The sequence below is a fragment of the Paenibacillus apiarius genome (assembly GCF_017052585.1).
Classification (GTDB): Bacteria; Bacillota; Bacilli; order Paenibacillales; family Paenibacillaceae; genus Paenibacillus_B; species Paenibacillus_B apiarius.
In genome coordinates, this window is sequence record NZ_JAFFHZ010000001.1 from 4,449,061 (window position 1) to 4,467,560 (window position 18,500).

Here is an 18,500-nt window from a genome sequence, read left to right on the forward strand (position 1 = left end):
GAATGCGCTAGGAACCGGATGTGTGCGGCTGTCCGCCGCATGCATCATTCCCAATACAATGTGAAATGGAGGGAGACATGCGTGAACAGCGCGCCACCTGGGGCAGGCATGCCGGGTAAGCCGGAAGCGCCCCGCGGCTTCACCTGGAAGACGAAACGAAACATGTTCATGCTCGTGTTCACCGTACCGACGTTGTTGTTTTTTTGCTTATTTATGATATATCCGATTTTTCACGGACTCTATTTCAGCTTTACCGATTGGTCTGGAGGCTCGGAGACGAAAAACTTCATTGGATTCGACAACTATAAGGAAATGCTTACGGATCCGATTATCAGCACGGCGATTGCAAACGACTATTTCCTCGTATTTTGGAAAGTGATCGGCATTGTCGGACTAGGTGTAATGTTCGCCGTCGTATTGACAAGGTTCCGGCTGCGTGGAACCGGATTTTTCCGGTCCGTCTTTTTTATTCCGAACATATTATCCGTGGTTGTCATCGGAGTGCTGTGGAATTACATTTACAATCCGAGCATCGGATTTTTGAATTCTTTTCTGTCCTTGTTTACGGACGGGAAGGTGCAGACACCATGGCTCGGCGATACAAAGCTCGCGATATGGATGCTTCTGCCGCCCTCGATTTGGGCAGGGATCGGATTTGTCATGATTCTCGTCATCGCGGCCATATTGAATATTCCAAAAGATTTGTACGAGGCGGCAAGCATCGATGGCGCGCAGGAGTGGCAGCAATTTTGGCGGATTACGATGCCGCTTGCATGGGAGCAGATTAAAGTCTCCATTCTGTGGGTCGTCATGACGACGCTGAATGGCTCCTTCGTCATCGTATGGATGATGACGGAAGGGGGACCGGACAACTCAACGCAGGTGATGGGCTCTTACTTGTATCAAATGGGCTTCCGGCAATACCATTTCGGCTATGCTTCCGCTATCGGCGTCCTTATTCTTATCCTGTCGTTAATTACGACTTTGGCGTTGCAGCGCCTTATGCGCAGAGATGCGGTGGAGTTGGCCTAATACTCTTATACAGAAGGGGGCGATCGATTTGCAACCTGCACGGCAGCATAAGCATAACAACCCCGTCATCCGCTGGTTGCTCTACACATTCATGGCGGTGTGGAGCATCTGCGTCATTTATCCGCTCATTTGGACCGTTCTCGGATCGTTAAAGAGCAATCAGCAATTTATGCTCGATGCACCCTGGAGCCTGCCGGATTGGCCGTTTCGCTGGGACAACTTCGCGAACGTCTGGAACAATTACAATTTAGGAACGTATTTTATGAATTCCCTCCTGGTGACGATTGCGAGTACGGGTTTGGCGTTGTTGCTGGCATCCACGACCTCTTACATCATTGCGCGTTTTCCGTTCCGCGGCAGCCTTGCCTTGTATAACCTCTACTTAGCCAGCATGATGATTCCGCTTATATTAGGATTGATTCCATTATTTTTCCTGTTGTCCGATCTAGGGCTCGATAATTCGCTGTTCGGTCTTAGTCTTGTTTATACCGCTATTAATTTGCCCTTCGGCATATTTGTGCTAGTCGGATTTTTCAAATCGATGCCCACAGAGCTGGATGAAGCGGCTTCAATCGACGGCAGCTCCCATTACGGCGTGTTCTTTCGCATCATGCTTCCGCTGGCCAAGCCCGGGATTATTTCGGTAGGCATGATGAACGTATTGAACATTTGGAACGAATATATTATCGGTACGGTGCTTGTGAACGATCCTGCCAAATATACGATTCCTGTCGGTATTGCGGTCATGCAGGCGGAAATGCAATACCGTACCGAGTGGGGAGCTTTGTTTGCGGGACTGCTGCTATCCATCGTGCCGGTTCTTATCTTATATACGATCTTCCAAAGACAGATCACGAGCGGAATGATGGCGGGAGCCGTGAAATAAGGTAACTGAAGTGCGAGATCAAAAGGGGACTCATTGAACAACCTCTTAAAGTAGGTGCGGAGCATGCGATTGATGTCTTGTATGCAGCAGATCGGGCGTTCGCTCATGATTCCGATTGCAGTGCTTCCCGCTGCGTCAATCTTGGTTCGAATCGGACAATTTCAATTTGAGGCCCCTTGGCTTGCGGCTTTTGCCAGTGTCTGCAAGCTAGGGGGCGATGCCATTTTTGGGAACCTGCCGGTTTTTTTTGCCATCGGCGTGGCGATTGGGTTGACTTCCGGCCAAGGTGTAGCCGCACTGGCGGCGGCGGTAGGCTATTTCGTATTTACGAATGTGTTGAAGCATTTTGAAGCAGGAGCCGGCGCCGAGCTCGATACGGGCGTGCTTGGGGGCATGATTTGCGGCGGTCTTGCCGCGTGGCTGTATCAGCGGTTTCATCAAATTAAACTGCCGGAGGCATTAGGATTTTTCGGCGGAAAACGGTTTGTGCCGCTTATTACTTCGCTTGTTATGGTCGTTGCCGGAGTCGGAGTGGGGTTCATTTGGCCTGCAGTGCAGCAACTGATCCGGGAAGTGGGCACGGGAGCGATGACGTCCGGGGAATGGGGGGCGGGGGTTTACGGCATATTGAACCGCCTGCTTATCCCTACGGGGCTGCATCATATTTTGAATAATATCGCATGGTTTCAAATCGGCGAATTCACGAATTCGGCCGGCAGCATCATACGCGGCGATATGTGGAGATTCCACGCAGGCGATCCGACAGCCGGCCTCTTTATGACAGGCTTTTTCCCCGTCATGATGTTCGGGCTTCCAGGCTATGCCTTGGCCATCGTTCATGCCGCGCACCGCGAGGAACGCAAGCGCATCGCCTCGATTATGCTGACCGCATCGTTAACGAGCTTTTTGACGGGAATTACGGAGCCGCTCGAGTTTGCCTTTTTGCTGACCGTTCCCTTGTTGTATGCCATCCATGCGGTGTTAACCGGGATTGCGATGATGTTGGCGGCATGGCTTGATATACGGGCTGGCTTTGGATTTTCCGCCGGGTTTATCGATATGGTCATTACGTGGACGAATGGCCGCCATATGTGGCTGCTCCTATTGTTGGGACTCATTTACTTTGGATTGTATTACACCGTGGCTGCCCTTGCCATTAAAGTATTTCATCTGCAGACGCCGGGCAGGCGCGAGACAACGTTCCATGAAGCGGTTGAGCCGACAGGACTGCTGTCTGAGGAGCTGGAAAGCAAGCTGGAGCAAATTATTGGATGTGTCGGCGGGATGGGCAACATTCGTTCTGCGGATGCCTGCATTACGAGGCTGCGGCTGCAGCTGTGGGACGATGCGAAAGTGGATGAAGCCGGACTGTTGAGGCTGGGGGCCTTTGGCTTCATGCGAATGGCGACAGGACATGTTCATATTATTATGGGAACCGATTCCGATATATTGCGTGAAAAAATAGAGCAGAGACTTGGCGTAGCTGCATATATCAATGGGTAGCGCATAGGATTGGCATAGAGCGGAGTGGACGTTTCAGGATCAGATGGAGGGGAAGTCAAATGATTGAACGCAAAATTGTTCATATCCTATCTCATAACGTTGTCATGACCAAGCTGTCAACGGGTAAGAACTCCATCGTTTTCGGCAAGGGGATTGGGTTTCAAAGAAAACCGGGCATGCCCGTCAATGAGACGGACATCAAACAAGAATTTTTGCTGCAAACCTCTGCGGTTCTGGAACATTATGAGCATATTTTGAATGCTGTCGATTTCAAAATTATCGGAGTCGTGGAGGAAGTGATCGCCTTTGCTCAAGGGCATTTGGAGGGCGACTTCTCCGAAACGATTCATGCGTCGTTAGTGGATCATATTAATTTGGCTATTGAGCGCACGCAGCGCGGTCTTTTCATTCGCAATCCGTTCATGTTTGAAATTCAGCATTTATACCGGGATGAGTACCGCGTTGCGGAGCATGCGGTTGAATATTTGAACGAGCAGCTTGATGTGGAGCTGCCGCCGGATGAAGTTGCATTTTTGGCGATGCATTTTCATGGGGCAAGGCAGAGGGAGAAGGGAGGACATGCCATTTCTGAAATCAAGATCATTTCCAAAGTGTTGGAAGAAGGCAAGAAGATAGGCATCCGTTTTGATGAATCCCTGTCGACCGTCCTGTTTATCGGACATGTAAAAGGGCTGATTGACAGAGTGAAGGCAGGAAAGACCTTGAATAATTCGCTGCTGGTTCAGATTCGGCAAGAATATGAGGATACGTTCGAAAAAGCAATCGTGCTGGCCGGAGCGATTGCTGACGGAGTGATGAAGCCCGTGCCCGCGGAGGAAATCGGATTTCTAACGATGCATCTGGAGCGCTTGGTTCAACGTCAGAACTTCGTTCTCTAAGGTGCGTATTCAGAAGGACTTCATGAATGGCTGCATAAAAAAGAGGACAGGGCTGCTACATGCATCCTGTCCTCTTGCTATGTGTAACGGAATGAATGCCCGTTACTGAACTTTGACCGCGGCGGTTGATTCGGATTCTCCGGCATCGTTCACTGCGGAGACTCGATACCAGCCTGCCGGCGTCATCGTAATCAGTTCGAACCCTGGCGTCGGTGAAGAGCCGATCTGCTCAAATGAGCCGCTGCTGCTCGCGCTGAAATAAATACGGTACTCGCTTGGATTGTTGGAGGAAGCCTTCCAGGACAGCTTTACTCCCATGTCCGTAAGCGAGGATTTGAGTCCACTCGGTTTGCCCGGAGGACCGGCTGCTGCCGGCGGTTCTTCGTTACCGGCGGAACCGCCGTTATTATTGGCTGCTGACCCGCCGTCATCAGGCTGTTCTCCGCCATCGGTCTGCGTCGGATCCCCAGAATCAGGCGAACCTTCTCCCGTATCGGTCTGTTCGGGTGGATTGGCTGGTTCGATTGGAGCGCCGTCCCCCCATTGAACAGTTGCTGACGGCTCGGATTCATGACCGCCGACATCTACAGCAGTCACGTAGTACCCGTATTGCTTGCCTGCGGATACGTAATTTTTGAACCGCAGCTCATCGCCCGTCAACACCGTTCCGTCAGCCCGCTGGAACGCTCCGCCGTTTAACGAGCGGTACAGCCTATAGCCAACGACGTCTGAACTGCCGCTTGGGGAGAAGCTGATGCGAACCGTCCCGTCTCCGAGCGCTTCGATAGTAACGTTCCCCGGAGCGTTGGGCGCTTTCCCGTCATCTTTGCGCGGGTCAACCTTCGCTGGCGCATCCGAAGTGGCATCTTCCGGCAAATAGCTTGATAACGAACGGCGGCGGCTGCTGGATGACAGGTGAGCGAGCGCCTTCTTCAGTTCCTCGACAAGCTCTTGAATCGGCTTCTCGCGCTTAATAACGACCTTCTCCCGCGTCATATCATCGGGCGTACTTTCCTGCGGAATGTAGTTAACTCCGTCATAGGTAATGTATTTCGCCCGTACGAGCACATCTTCTTTTTCCGTCGGTATATATTTGCGGTTGAAAATATCAGTCACATAGCGGCCGGCTTGGCGGGTCAATTCGTCTGGCAGCTTGCCGCTATATCCAGACACCGTCATGCTCACGATGCCGTCCGGACGCTTGAATTCCTTCGTCTCCAACAAATCAGGCTTGGCCTTCGTCACTTCGTTCATCACTTTCGACCAGATTTCGGTTGAACGTGAGTAGGCGCTGCGGTTCAAGACGTGAATCGGCTGATCGTAACCGACCCAGACGCCCATCGTGACATCAGGCGTATATCCGACAAACCACGTGTCTGCATAGTTCTGAGTCGAACCGGTCTTGGCCGCGACTTCGACCGAGCCATATTGGTTGAACTCGGATTTGACGCGCCGGCCCGTACCTCTCGGACCGGAGATGACTGACTTCATCATATCGGTCATCAAGTAGGCGCTTTGCTTCGACACGACCGTTTGCGGATCCGCCTTGTGCTGATACACGATATTCCCTTTGGAATCCACGATTTTTGAAATCAAATAAGCGTCATTGAATACTCCTTCATTCGCTATGGTTCCAAACGCATTAGTGATTTCCTCGACCGTTACCCCGTAGCGCAGACCGCCGATTACGCCGGTTTGCGCATAATAGTCTTCCGGCTGAATGGTTGTAATGCCCAGCTTCTGCACGAAGTCGAGCGCCTTCTTCACTCCGAGCTTCTCAATGTAAATATTGAGCGCTGGCAGGTTAAGCGATTGGCTTAGCGCATCGCGTGCAGTCACAAGGCCTTGATAGCGCCCGTTGGCGTTGCCCGGAATGTGGTACCCCTTCGAACCGTCCTTCAGCACCATCGGCGCATCGTCCAGTATCGTGGCAGGCTGCACCTTGCCTTCTTCAATCGCCGGCAAATAGGCGGCGAGCGGCTTCATGGTGGAGCCCGGCTGACGCAGCATCTGCGTCGCGAAGTTCATCTGCTCCAGATAGAAATCACGGCCTTCAATCATGCCGAGAATGGCGCCGGACCGGTGATCGAGCATAAGCGCGGCGACCTGCTCCTCGCCCTTCGTATCGCTCCGGGGGGAGAAGTTGTCCTTGTTGTCCGATACACGCTTCATCGCGCTGTATATGTTTTTGTCAATCGTGGTGTAGACCAAATACCCGCCCCGAAGCAACTGCTCGCGCGCGTTTTGTATTAACTCGTTGTTCTCGCGCTTGCGCAGATCCGCTTTGGTGAGTCCCGGATTCTGTTGGAGCAAAAGAACTTCGGCCGCAGCGCGCTCTGCTTCCAGCATCAGATAAGGATATGTAGCATAAGCTTTCTCTTTTGGTTTCGCAATCGAAGCGCGAATGTCGAACGCCGTGGCTTCGTTATATTGCTGCTGCGTAATTTTGTGTTCCTCAAGCATGCGCTTGAGTACTAATTTCTGGCGTTCTATGGCGCGGGTCAACCCTTTCTCGTTCGGTTCGCCCTTCCCGTTGAAGGCGGAATAAGCGGAAGGAAGCTGCGGAAGCCCAGCTAAATAAGCAGACTGCGCAATATTGAGTTGATCCAAATTATCAATGTTGAAAATTCCTTTGGCTGCCGCCTTGATTCCATACAGGTTATACCCTGTCGAACCGTTGCCGAACGGCACTTTGTTTAAGTAGGCCGTTATGATTTCTTCCTTGGACAGGACGCGTTCCATGCGCAAGGACAATAGAATTTCTTTGGCTTTACGGCTATCGGTGCGGTCTAAATTGAGAAATACTCGTCTTGCCAATTGCTGTGTGAGCGTACTGCCTCCTGTTTGCACCGGTTGTTTCAAAACCTTTTGCAGCACGGCACGAGACAGACCTCTAATATCAATGCCCATATGCTCGAAGAAACGATTGTCTTCGGTTGCGATTAAAGCATCGATGACGGATTGCGGTATTTCTTTCAAGGAGACGGGACGTCGGTCTTCCTCGGTACGCAGCTGTCCGATTTGAGTGCCGTCATTAAAATAGACAAAGCCCGTAACGGCGTTTTCTTGAATTTTCTGCTCAATCAATTCACGCGGGCGAATCGGTTCATCCTTGACTAAGGATGTGACGTAACCGACGCCTGCACCACCAACGAACAAGCCGCATAGCAGGCCGAACAGCATGAGCCACTTAATAACGGACCAAATTCGGCGACCAATTGACCTTTTCCTCGTCGGTTGGTCGTCATTCTCCGTCAATTTCTCCTCAACCATGCATTTTTTCCTCCTTAATAATTGCAGCGCTTTCCATTATACCATAAAATTTGTTTGGGTAGATGTCACTTTTGTTAGCGGATGGTTAGCGTTAAACAGGCGGCGGGACAAGGCCTAACGGCCTATGCTTCAGGTCGCGTGCCGGTCGGATTCTGCCTTGCGGGCTGCGGGGGAAATGCATCGAACAAGATAGCTTTATTGGTTTGCTGAACCTGTTTTGTTCAGTAAAATGAAAAAAGTCGCCACCCTGCAAAGGATGGCGACTGTCTCGTGGTAAGCGATAGTCTTATCGGCTGTACAACTCGACGATTTGTTTTTCATCGATGTCTTGGGACAACTCGCCGCGCTCAGGCAAACGAACATATTTGCCTTCAACAGCAGCTTCATTGAATTCCAAGTAGTTTGGCAAGTGATGGCGGCCTTCGATCGCCTCTTTGATCACTTTCAAACCGCGGCTTCTTTCGCGCAAGCCGATAACGTCACCAGTAGATACGAGGTAGGACGCGATATCGACTTTCTTGCCGTTCACAGTCACGTGACCGTGAGATACCAATTGGCGCGCTCCGGCACGGGAGTTGGAGAAACCAAGACGGTATACCAAGTTGTCCAAGCGGCTCTCAAGCAAGAACATGAAGTTCTCACCCGGGATACCCGGCATTTTGGTTGCGCGGTTGAACAAGTTGCGGAATTGCTTCTCGCCCAAGCCATACATGTGGCGGAGCTTTTGCTTTTCTTGCAATTGAACACCGTAACCGCTCAATTTCTTGCGTTGTCCCGGACCATGTTGTCCTGGAGGATACGCGCGTTTCAATTCTTTGCCTGTGCCGCTCAGAGAGATTCCGAGACGACGGCTTAATTTAAATTTAGGACCTGTGTAACGTGCCATATTAAAGTTGACTCCTTCTCAATCGAATTTAGATTGTGGGGTCTCTTTGCGCCGAATTTCATGCAATGCTGCAAAAAGCGCAGCTCCGGCGCGAGGTGTTCAGCCGCAGCCCGGCCGGCGATGAAATTCGTGAGGGTGACACAACAGCTTCTCCCATATACATCACATAATATTATAAGAAGAAGCAGTAGTATGTCAAGTTTGAATTGCCAATCCGGTCAAAAACAATCGTTCGACAAATATCTTCAGCAAAAGAATGCATCTTTCGACATGGTTCTTATGACCCAAAAAAGTTTAAAAGGTTATGTTGATTTAGTACATTTTAATTGAAAAATATTGTATGATAGTTGGAGACTAACCTTTCTATAGAAGGAGAAGAGGATGACGGAACGTCAACTCCACCACCAGCAAATTGAATCAGAACCTACCGTCATAGGCTCGAACGAGCCCTTCGAGCTCGGGCGTCGTGATCGACACCCGGAGCTGGACGGCTGGTTGCTGCAGCGTGATATAACCGTACACGACTTCCCGTATATTGAACGGCTATTGCAGACTGCATATGCAGACTGGCGTGAAGACGCTCCCACGGATTCGTTCACCGTTCAGGGAGATATAGCGCTTTATGACTATACCGGCAAGTGGATTGCCGGCGATGGCGAATTGCAGCATCATGACGACGCGCGGCAAGCGGCGGAGCTTTCCCTGCGCGACCGGCGAATCGTCATGTGTGAAGGAAGCGGGAGCAGATGCTATGTAGCCTGCCCGTTGAAGTCACGATTGGGACAAGACTGCTTTGCGGTGGCCGTATGCCGGCTGAACAAGCCATCTGCGGATGGCGCAGAAGCGCTGTTTGAATTATGGGTGCACACATTGCGAACTCAATTTTACCGCAGATTTGAATATATGTTTATTGAAGAGCTAATCTATACGCAACGTGAAGTGGAACGCGAATCCAAACGCCGTGATGTCCTCTATCATGTTATACGCCACATGCATGATCGGATCGATGTGGACGCGGTTTTGTCGCAAATCATGGAGAGTGTAGAGCTTCTTGTGCCGGAAGCTGGTATTGAAGTGTATTTATCACAGGATCACAGCAGCGTGAATCCGCAAGTGAAGACGCTCTTATTCAAGCCATGGAGCGACCCGATTGTCATGGAAGCCTTCATGAAGGGGGAAGTATGCTACCGCCGTTCCGATACAGGCGAACGTACAGAAGTGGCATTTGCCCTGTGCGGCAAGCAAGGCTCATATGGAGTGCTTAAGATAAGTCTGCCGATGGAGTCGCCCGATCCGTCAGACATTCAGCTGATTCAGCTCATCGTCGAAACGGCAGGCACTGCCTTCGAGAATGCGCGGCTGCATGAACAATCGAATGAAGTGATTCAAGAATTGCGTTTTATTAATGATTTGACCAAACGAATTAACCAGAGCTTGCGCTTGCGAGATGTGTTCCGCGATGCGACCCACGAATTGCTGCGGGTATTCAAGGCGGAATTTTGCGTGCTGCTGCAGCTGAATGATGATAAGAAGCGTTTTGAGGTCGTTTCGTGCAATCTGGACGAATTCGACGGAGCGCATTTCCCGTCAGATGAAGGATTATTCGGATACATGCATTCGATGCGTGATTCCGTCATCGTGTCCGATAGCAGAGAGCAATCGCCGACACGCATGCATTTTTTTGAGAAGCTGGGCCTCCATTCCGTAATTGCCGCCCCTCTGTTCGGCAGCGGTGAAATGGTAGGCATTGTTGTGTTGGCGGACAAGCGGCCGCAATTTTTCACTTATGATAATTTGAAATTGCTGCAAATGCTTGCCACGCATATCGGGCTGGCGATCGCCAATGCGACGCTGCACGCCCGTGTGAAGCATTTGGCCAATAAGGATCAGTTGACTGGCCTTTATGCGCGCCATTATCTGGACAAACAAATTGACCGGCAGCAGAAGAGCGATTTTTGCGGTTCGCTCATTATTGTAGATATTGATTATTTCAAGCAAATCAATGATACGTATGGACACCAAACCGGTGATAAAATATTAAATCAAGTCAGCCAAATTATTCGCTCTTCCATTCGTGAAACGGATATCGCTGCGCGATGGGGCGGAGAAGAAATCGCGATCTATTTGCCCCAGCTCAATGTCAGCCAGACGATACGCGTAGCGGAACGAATCCGTTCGCGTGTCGCGAATGAAACCAACCCGCAAGTTACCGTATCGTGCGGCATAGCAGAGTGGAATTGGCAAGACGAGAAAATCAGCGTCGAATCGCTGTTCTATCGTGCCGATATGGCCCTCTATCAAGCGAAGAACAGCGGGCGTAACCAGATTCGCATCAGCAATTCATATGCATAAAGCCAAATCGCGTGTGAGACGATAGTAGAGATGGGTCATGACCCATCTCTTTCTTATTTCGGCATAACATCGTGAAATGTTTAGAGCTGAATTGAACTACGGCTTTGTGAATGATGAAGGGTGGGGGCACATGCTACAGAAATTTCCCCGATATGGACGGATGAAGCGAGCAGTGAGCTTGCCGCTTGCCGTCATCCTGCTGGTGACAGCGGGTACAGGGTGTCTCCCGGCCTCGAAGACGCCGCCGAACGTGCTGCTGGACAGAGCGTTAAGCGGGATGGCCGGTCAAGACCAGCTTCGCTTCGATGGAGAGGCTGAACTTCGGGTTGGAGAAGACATGATCGTGACGAAGCAATTCCGTTATGAAGGAGAAGTCCGGCAGCATAAAGGGATCCACATGCGTCTCAGTCCGCAAGCGGAGCACACGACGACAGAGAAAAGGTGGAATCCGCTGAAGCAGCTGGATGAGTTGAAAAAAATTCCGCAGAAGAAGGTCGAACGTCTGGAGCAGGCTCATGCGGCAACGCAAGGAGCGTCCCGGGAGAACGGCGCATCGAAGGTGCCGGAAGCTCTGGGCGGCAAGCAAGCGAAAGACTTGATCGCGCTGGAAGTATACCTGTCCGACGAAGACGCCAAACGGATTTATACCGCCCAAATTGAAGAAGACTTCAACCGTTTGGTCATTCCCAATGTGCAACTCAATCAAGTGAAGACGCCGCTTAGCCAGCGTGAGCGCAAGGACCTTCAGGCGAAGCTGAAAACTATTGCTGATGAGGGGCGGAAAGAGCTGCGCCAACGGCTGAATGAAGCGAAGGTGCAAGCGAAATACAGGATTTGGGTAGAGCGGCGCCAATCGTTGCCCGCTTATATGGAAGGGTGGATTACCGCTTTGTATACGGAACAAAATCAGCCGAGAAAAGAAACCATTCATGTGAAATCACGGTTCATCTATCCTTAAATGAGGATTGGCGGGCACTCGTGGCCGCGAATGCGCTGACTTCCCCGTATCATCATGTTACAATGGGAAGGATTCGTTTTATTTTATACCGGCCGAGGAGGAAACGTAACATGAAAGACCCGCGATTGGAACAATTGGCAAAAAACTTGGTTGGATATTCCATTGATGTGCAACCGGGAGAAAACGTATTGGTTGAGATGATTGGCTCGGAGCGAGAACTGGTTAAATTGGTAGTGGATGAGATTGCGAAGCGCGGCGGCCGTCCGTTCGTGCAGCTGACAGATCGCGCCGTGCTCCGGTCCATGCTGATGAACGCTACGAAAGAGCAGATGGAAACATGGGCGGAGTACGATTTGCTGCGTATGCAAAATATGCAGGGTTATATTGGAATTCGCGCAGGAGAAAACGCTAACGAGTTGGCAGATGTGCCTAAAGATAAAATGAAACTATACGAATCCATCTATTCCCATCCCGTACATATGGAAGAGCGCGTGAAGCGCACGAAATGGGTGGTGCTGCGTTATCCGAACGCATCGATGGCCCAATTGGCCAACACGTCAACGGAAGCATTTGAAGATTTCTATTTTGATGTGTGCAACTTGGACTATTCGAAGATGGACAAGGCGATGGACGCGCTGAAATCGTTGATGGATCGAACGGACAAAGTGCGTTTGGCCGGTCCGGGCACGGATCTGACGTTCTCCATTAAAGGCATCGGTTCCGTCAAGTGCTCCGGACAATGCAACATCCCGGATGGAGAAGTATATACCGCTCCGGTGCGTGACTCGGTGAGCGGGACGTTATCTTACAATACACCGTCCATTTATAATGGCTTTACGTTTGAAAATGTCCAGTTCCGCTTTGAAAACGGAAAAATTGTGGAAGCGACGAGCAACGATACAAAACGGTTGAACGATATTTTGGATTCGGATGAAGGCGCGCGCCACATCGGGGAATTTGCGATTGGGGTCAATCCTTACATTTTGCATCCGATGAAAGATATTTTGTTCGATGAAAAAATTGCCGGCAGCATTCATTTTACTCCTGGACAAGCGTATGAAACAGCGGACAATGGCAACCGCTCGTCCATCCATTGGGATCTGGTGCTTATCCAGCGGCCGGAGTATGGCGGGGGCGAAATGTACTTTGATGACGTGCTCGTGCGCAAGGATGGTCGGTTTGTCATTTCTGAGTTGGAGTGCTTGAATCACGAGCATTTGAAGTAGTACAAATTTAACGGGCGTTTTAAGCGGATTATAGCTTGCGCCCAGCATCTTATTCACGGTATGATGGAATGGAAGTATTGACAAGATTCATTCGATGACGGAGGGATTTCGATGTCCAATAACTCAGCAATTGTGGAAATCTCGCAAACAGCCAACAAATTCAGATCTTCGATTGTGTTGCAAGCCGACAACAAATACATTGATGTAAAGAGCATTCTTGGCCTGTTTACGACACTCGTAGGCAACCAAGCGTATGAGCTTCACGTACATGGCCCTGATGTTGATGAAGCGAAGGCGGCAATGGCTGAAGTATTCGCTAAACATGGATTGAACGTTACAGTGGTAGCTGAATAACAAGCAGAGCCGGAACGACCTCGTTCCGGCTCTTTTGTATATCCAAGTTGTGCGGATGATCACAGAAGTTTGCCGAGCATCTTGTGTTACAAGTCATGATCGTCTAATATTAGAAATAGAACAATCGTGACTTCAAGTCATAGGGGGGAAATCAGGCATGTCTTCGTCGAATGTGGTACAACAGATTAATGACAAAGCGCTCGCTTTGCTTGAAGATGAGGCGCATCAAATAGAGAAGCTCATTCAAGTTCAAATGGAGAACTTGGCGACGCGTTACTGCCCTCTCTATGAGGAAGTGCTGGATACGCAGATGTATGGTTTTTCTCGGCAAGTGGACTTTGCCGTTCGGGCTGGCTTAGTTCAGGAGAACGTAGGCAGGCAGCTTGTCAGCAAGTTAGAGCGTAACCTCGCAATCCTATATGAAGCTTTGAACAAGGCGGAATAATAGAGAGCAGCGGACGGAAAAATGCGAGGATAAACAGAACAAGAAAGCTTGGGACAATGAGCCCCAAGCTTTTTTTATTGCATCCTCTTATACCAAGTAGAAGGACACACCCAAAATTATGTAGACGGCGAGCAGCATCAGGGAACCATTCATCCCGGCCAAGTCCGTATTGAAGCGCTGCGTCTTGAATTTCAGACCGCCCACGAACACGCTTAATCCGAGCACGAGCAGCAGATTGCCGATGATTGCCCCGTCAAGCTGGCTTTAACCATATCGAACAGACCATCGCGCACAAGAAAAATCGAAATGATGAGCTCCGCCGCGTTGCCGAACTAGCGTTCAGAAATCCGCCCAAGCGTTGTCCGGCATAATGGAACACACTCTCCGTAGCCCGTCCGAGGAATCCAGCCACAAAAATGATCGCTAGTGCGGATATGGCAAACTGCAGCGTCATATTCCAATGCAAATAGTGCCCTGCTCACTTAAAACGAAGGTTGCGATGAGAGGCACGAAAAATAATCGGTTGCCCAGATCGATCACTCCTAACGTGATCTTGAATTTTTTTGAAAACTTCCCGATAATAAATATATATAACTGCTTGACATTTGTAAACAATGGAAGAAGCTTGAAAGCATTCGACGTTTGCTTTCATGTTCAGGGACCGCTACAATAAAGAGGAGATCGAAAGGAGGATGACGATGACAGAGAAACAGTTGAACACACAAGAGGGTAATATTCGTATTTCCAACGATGTCGTCGCCACTATCGCAGGTCTTGCTGCGCTGGAAACTCCAGGAATTGCCGCCATGTCCGGTGGGCTATCCGAAGGTTGGGCGAAACGATTAAGCGGCAAGAACGTGCAGAAGGGCATATCTGTAGAAGTGGGTCAATTAGAAGCCGCTGTAGATTTAAGGGTGATTGTTATGTATGGCATGCCGATTCAGGAAGTATGCCGGCAGCTGCAATTAAATGTTCGTGAAGCGATTCAAAATATGTCCGGTCTTTCCGTTATTGAAGTTAACGTGAAAGTGGAAGGCGTTGCATTTAAAGATGAAGAGCTGGAAGAGATTCAACGGATTAAATAAGCACTTATGATTGCTGAACAGAGAAAAAGACTACACAGGCCGCAGCGGCCGGTAGTCTTTTTTGCGTGAATGGGTGGTTGATTTGGACGTGGATTCTTTTGGCTGATGCACCCTGTTGTATTCCCTCGAAACGCTGAGCAATATGCCGATGCTTCCCAGAGTAATAAATAATGAGGAGCCGCCATAACTAATGAGAGGGAGCGTAACTCCCGTAATCGGAATGGTGCGTGTCACCCCACCGATGTTAATGAATGCCTGAATTGCTATAATTCCGACGATGCCTACACTTACGAGCGTGCCATAAATGTCCGGGCAGCGGACAGCGATAAGAATGCCTCGCCAAATAAACAGCAAATAGACAAGAAGAAAAATGCTTGTTCCGATAAAACCCCATTCTTCTGCAATGATGGCGAAAATAAAGTCATTATATGGATACGGCAGATAGAGCAGCTTCTGGATGCTCTGTCCGAAGCCGGCTCCTGTCCATCCGCCATGCGCAATCGCCTTGAGCGAGTGCAGCAAATTGTAGCTTGCCGCCTGTGTATCGTGGAAAGGGTCAAGCCACGACTGAATCCGGGCGAACTTGTAGCCGCCTGTCACCTTGTCCGGCGAGAAGAGCATGCTTATGCCGAGGACGACGAGCACGCCGGTAAGTCCGACCAGCATGCAGTTCATAATGTGCTTCAGGTTTGCTCCGCCCGCGATAACGATGACGCCCGCGCAGGCCGCCAAAATCAACGCTCCCCCCATGTCAGGCTGCAGCATAATAAGCCCGACGACGAAGCCGACGATAATCATGACAGGGAAGAGCCCTTTTTTGAAATCGCGGAACTTCTCGCCCTTCTTCGTGATCAATGCAGCAAGATACAGAACCGTCGCAATCTTGGCCAGCTCTGTCGGCTGGACGCCGATGGAACCGATACCGAACCAGCTTCGTGCGCCGTTAAGATCTTTACCGATATAAGGGACGAGCATGAGCATGATGACGGTAACGATAAATAGAGGTACGAACAATTTTTTATAAGCCGTATATCGGATATTCATGGCAATGAACATTGCGATAACTCCGAGGACGGCCCACATTAGCTGACGTTTGCCGAAGTATAGTGCATCATGGTTGTAAAGTTTTGAAACGGCAGCTAAGCTTGAGCTCGCGCTAACCACCATGACGACACCGAACCCCACGAGAAGCAACGTGAGCACAAGCAATAGAAAATCAGGCGTGCCTTTGTTGATGGGAGTCGGGTTCTCTCGTTTCATGGGTCGATATGTTCTAGTCAATGGAGAACCATTACGCGCTAATAAGCGCTTGTTTCAATTCGTTCAGCTTCTGTGTAGCCGAATTGAGAATGGGTTGCGGAATCGGCGTATCGTAATCCAATCCGTGGGGGAAGGAAGCACGACCCATGTACACCGCTTCTACCGCCAGTATCGTGTCAGGCTTCTCCAGCTTGCCTTCCTTGACTCGAGTGTTGATGCGCAGAAAGTATTCTTCACCGTTTGCTTCAAATTTCAAGTCATATGTAGCACGGTAATATTCCCATTGCCAACGCACAAAACCAATATCTTCCGTCACTTCGTCCAGATAAGCCAGGTCAGATTCGAGCCCGATAAGGCCGGAATTTTCGATAATCATGCACCTTTTCCTCCTTCAAATTGTTGCGTAACCTATAATACTTCCTCATGAACCTCTTATCATGATAGTATGTTTCCAAGTCTTGTGCAAGACATCCCTTCTCCCCTTATGGCATGATTTGTTTCTCGTTGACGACAGAACGAAAATGCGTCGTCGCAACGCGCAAGCCTATGGTACAATATAGAAAATCTCAAACGCACGAATGGCCAGTTAGGGGGAGAACGCGTGACACATACCTTCGTATCTCATTGGAAGGAAGCGCTCGCAGCGAACTATGAGCAGACCGTCGCTTGGCGGCGCCATTTGCATCAATATCCGGAAGCTTCCTATGAAGAACGGGAGACAGCCCGGTTTGTGGCCGGCCATTTGCGATCATTCGGCATCGACACCCAGACCGATGTCGGCGGTCATGGCGTGGTGGGCGCCATTCGGAACGGAGAGGGACCAGTCGTCGCTCTGAGGGCGGATATGGATGCCTTGAACATACAGGACGAGAAGCAGTGCGCATACCGCTCGAAAGTGCCGGGAGTGATGCATGCATGCGGTCATGACGGGCATACTGCCGTCCTGTTGTCTGTCGCCAAGGTGCTGGCGGAGCACCGCGACGGCTGGGCTGGAGAGATCAGATTCCTGTTCCAGCCGGCTGAAGAAGTCAGTCCAGGCGGAGCGCGGGAGATGATCGGGGGCGGCGCGATTGAAGGCGTGGACAGAATGTATGGCGTACATTTGTGGACGCCTCTGCAAGCTGGCGTGATTGCAACGCGTCCCGGTCCGATGATGGCGGCGGTGGATGATTTCTTTTTGACGATTTACGGAAAGGGCGGACACGGCGGGATGCCGCATGCGTGCGTCGATGCGGTTGTTGCAGGTGCAGCGCTGGTGCAGCAGCTGCAGACTATCGTAAGCCGCAACGTGTCTCCGCTGCAGCCAGCCGTCGTATCCGTGGGATCGCTGCAAGCGGGAACGGCCCAGAACGTCATTGCGGATCATGCGGTAATGAAGGGGACCATTCGCTCGTTCGATTCGGCCACCAGGCAGCTTCTGCGGGAGAGATTCGAGAACATAACAGAGCATACGTGCGCGATGCACGAAGCGAACTATGAGCTTGAATATCGTGTCGGCTATCCGGCCCTCGTTAATGACGCGGCGGAAGCCGCCCGGGTCATGCGCGTCGGGGAAGCGTGCTTCGGCGCGGATAAGGTGCAGGAGGCGGACATGATTATGCCGGCTGAAGATTTCGCTTATTATATGAAGCAAGTTCCTGGATGCTTCGTGCTCGTCGGTGCCGGCAACGGAGAAGAAGCCGGCTTTCCGCACCATCATCCGAAGTTCGACCTCGTTGAATCTTCCATGCTTACAGCGGGTGAGCTTCTTATTGCGTTGGCATTGGATGCATTGCAGGATACAATATAAAGGGTGATGGGCATATCTTTGGCTGCTTGGGGTATCCTATGCGTATGCGTGAATAGGAGGATGATTATGCCATCGGTTAAAGATGTAATGACATCGCAATGTGCGACTTGCACGGTAGCAGACAATATTTATGAAGCCGCCGTGCTGATGAAACAGTATGATACCGGATTTATTCCTGTCGTTGACGGAGAGCGGCTGCTTGGCGTCGTCACCGATCGAGATCTCGTCATTCGCGGCGTGGCCGAGAAACATTCCGGTTCAACCCGGATCAGCCATGTCATGACAGAGAAGATTGTCTCTGTCGATCCCGATATTTCCATCGACGATGCGGCGGAGCTGATGGCAGAGCAGCAGGTGCGCCGCTTGCCGGTCGTCAAGAATGGCAAGCTGCTTGGCATTGTGTCGCTTGGCGATCTTGCCGTGCGAACTCCATTCTCAGATGAAGCGGGTCAGGCGTTAAGCGAGATTTCCGAGTCGCCATATACCCATTAAGTGAATGTTCCTTCAAGGTCCTTAACGGAACTTGAAGGAACAACGCATGAAGACTTGGAC

16 protein-coding genes and 1 pseudogene are annotated in these 18,500 nt (G+C 50.6%); 12 read left to right on the forward strand and 5 right to left on the reverse strand.

The genetic code is table 11. From position 1 onward, the window contains the following. Positions 1-108 precede the first annotated feature (108 nt). The 4 genes from JSQ80_RS19940 to JSQ80_RS19955 all read left to right on the forward strand — a co-directional run bounded on the left by JSQ80_RS19940 (position 109) and on the right by JSQ80_RS19955 (position 4,320). A complete protein-coding gene (locus JSQ80_RS19940; protein WP_206097666.1) occupies positions 109-1,032 on the forward strand; it encodes a carbohydrate ABC transporter permease in 924 nt (307 codons plus the stop codon). Between the two features lie 28 nt (positions 1,033-1,060). After that, complete coding sequence (locus JSQ80_RS19945) at positions 1,061-1,918, forward strand: carbohydrate ABC transporter permease (RefSeq protein ID WP_206096439.1); 858 nt, start codon at positions 1,061-1,063, stop codon at positions 1,916-1,918. Between the two features lie 72 nt (positions 1,919-1,990). After that, on the forward strand, positions 1,991-3,421 hold the full coding sequence (locus tag JSQ80_RS19950; protein ID WP_206096440.1) for a PTS transporter subunit EIIC: 1,431 nt from the start codon (positions 1,991-1,993) through the stop codon (positions 3,419-3,421). A 59-nt stretch (positions 3,422-3,480) separates the two neighbouring features. Beyond that, on the forward strand, positions 3,481-4,320 hold the full coding sequence (locus tag JSQ80_RS19955; protein WP_206096441.1) for a PRD domain-containing protein: 840 nt from the start codon (positions 3,481-3,483) through the stop codon (positions 4,318-4,320). A gap of 102 nt (positions 4,321-4,422) precedes the next feature. On the opposite strand, the gene JSQ80_RS19960 is transcribed toward JSQ80_RS19955, so the two are convergent. Both JSQ80_RS19960 and rpsD read right to left on the reverse strand, forming a co-directional pair. Beyond that, positions 4,423-7,593 carry a penicillin-binding protein 1A gene (locus tag JSQ80_RS19960; RefSeq protein ID WP_206096442.1) on the reverse strand — a complete coding sequence of 1,057 codons (3,171 nt, stop codon included), beginning with the start codon at positions 7,591-7,593 and terminating at the stop codon, positions 4,423-4,425. 286 nt (positions 7,594-7,879) lie between these two features. Continuing rightward, positions 7,880-8,479 (reverse strand): 30S ribosomal protein S4, encoded by a 600-nt coding sequence (gene rpsD, locus JSQ80_RS19965; RefSeq protein WP_087432702.1) that lies wholly within the window; start codon positions 8,477-8,479, stop codon positions 7,880-7,882. A 381-nt stretch (positions 8,480-8,860) separates the two neighbouring features. Here rpsD and JSQ80_RS19970 point away from each other — a divergent pair, with 381 nt between their 5' ends. From JSQ80_RS19970 to JSQ80_RS19990, 5 genes are all read left to right on the forward strand, one after another. Continuing rightward, positions 8,861-10,831: a sensor domain-containing diguanylate cyclase gene (locus JSQ80_RS19970; RefSeq protein ID WP_206096443.1), complete on the forward strand. Its 1,971-nt coding sequence runs from the start codon at positions 8,861-8,863 to the stop codon at positions 10,829-10,831. A gap of 130 nt (positions 10,832-10,961) precedes the next feature. Next, positions 10,962-11,789: a hypothetical protein gene (locus JSQ80_RS19975; RefSeq protein ID WP_206096444.1), complete on the forward strand. Its 828-nt coding sequence runs from the start codon at positions 10,962-10,964 to the stop codon at positions 11,787-11,789. Positions 11,790-11,899: 110 nt separating this feature from the next. Next, the gene (locus JSQ80_RS19980) at positions 11,900-13,015 is read left to right on the forward strand and encodes an aminopeptidase (protein WP_206096445.1); all 1,116 of its coding nucleotides are present in this window, start codon (positions 11,900-11,902) and stop codon (positions 13,013-13,015) included. Between the two features lie 111 nt (positions 13,016-13,126). After that, positions 13,127-13,369 (forward strand): HPr family phosphocarrier protein, encoded by a 243-nt coding sequence (locus JSQ80_RS19985; RefSeq protein ID WP_019424839.1) that lies wholly within the window; start codon positions 13,127-13,129, stop codon positions 13,367-13,369. A gap of 157 nt (positions 13,370-13,526) precedes the next feature. Next, the gene (locus tag JSQ80_RS19990; protein WP_087432706.1) at positions 13,527-13,814 is read left to right on the forward strand and encodes an Fpa/YlaN family protein; all 288 of its coding nucleotides are present in this window, start codon (positions 13,527-13,529) and stop codon (positions 13,812-13,814) included. A 123-nt stretch (positions 13,815-13,937) separates the two neighbouring features. Here the strand turns inward: JSQ80_RS19990 and JSQ80_RS19995 are convergent. Continuing rightward, a pseudogene (locus JSQ80_RS19995) lies at positions 13,938-14,345 on the reverse strand (calcium:cation antiporter); the annotation flags it as partial. A gap of 167 nt (positions 14,346-14,512) precedes the next feature. Here JSQ80_RS19995 and JSQ80_RS20000 point away from each other — a divergent pair. Then, complete coding sequence (locus JSQ80_RS20000; protein WP_087432707.1) at positions 14,513-14,899, forward strand: Asp23/Gls24 family envelope stress response protein; 387 nt, start codon at positions 14,513-14,515, stop codon at positions 14,897-14,899. Between the two features lie 30 nt (positions 14,900-14,929). On the opposite strand, the gene ftsW is transcribed toward JSQ80_RS20000, so the two are convergent. Both ftsW and JSQ80_RS20010 read right to left on the reverse strand, forming a co-directional pair. Continuing rightward, entirely contained in the window at positions 14,930-16,159 is a 1,230-nt protein-coding gene (gene ftsW / locus JSQ80_RS20005) for a putative lipid II flippase FtsW (protein ID WP_206096446.1), read from the reverse strand. 31 nt (positions 16,160-16,190) lie between these two features. Further along, positions 16,191-16,535 (reverse strand): YugN family protein, encoded by a 345-nt coding sequence (locus JSQ80_RS20010; RefSeq protein ID WP_087432709.1) that lies wholly within the window; start codon positions 16,533-16,535, stop codon positions 16,191-16,193. Positions 16,536-16,760: 225 nt separating this feature from the next. On the opposite strand from JSQ80_RS20010, the gene JSQ80_RS20015 reads away from it, so the two are divergent. Together JSQ80_RS20015 and JSQ80_RS20020 are read left to right on the forward strand one after the other, a co-directional pair. Beyond that, positions 16,761-17,948 (forward strand): amidohydrolase, encoded by a 1,188-nt coding sequence (locus JSQ80_RS20015; RefSeq protein WP_206096447.1) that lies wholly within the window; start codon positions 16,761-16,763, stop codon positions 17,946-17,948. Positions 17,949-18,014: 66 nt separating this feature from the next. Continuing rightward, positions 18,015-18,440 (forward strand): CBS domain-containing protein, encoded by a 426-nt coding sequence (locus JSQ80_RS20020; RefSeq protein ID WP_087432711.1) that lies wholly within the window; start codon positions 18,015-18,017, stop codon positions 18,438-18,440. Positions 18,441-18,500: the final 60 nt, after the last annotated feature.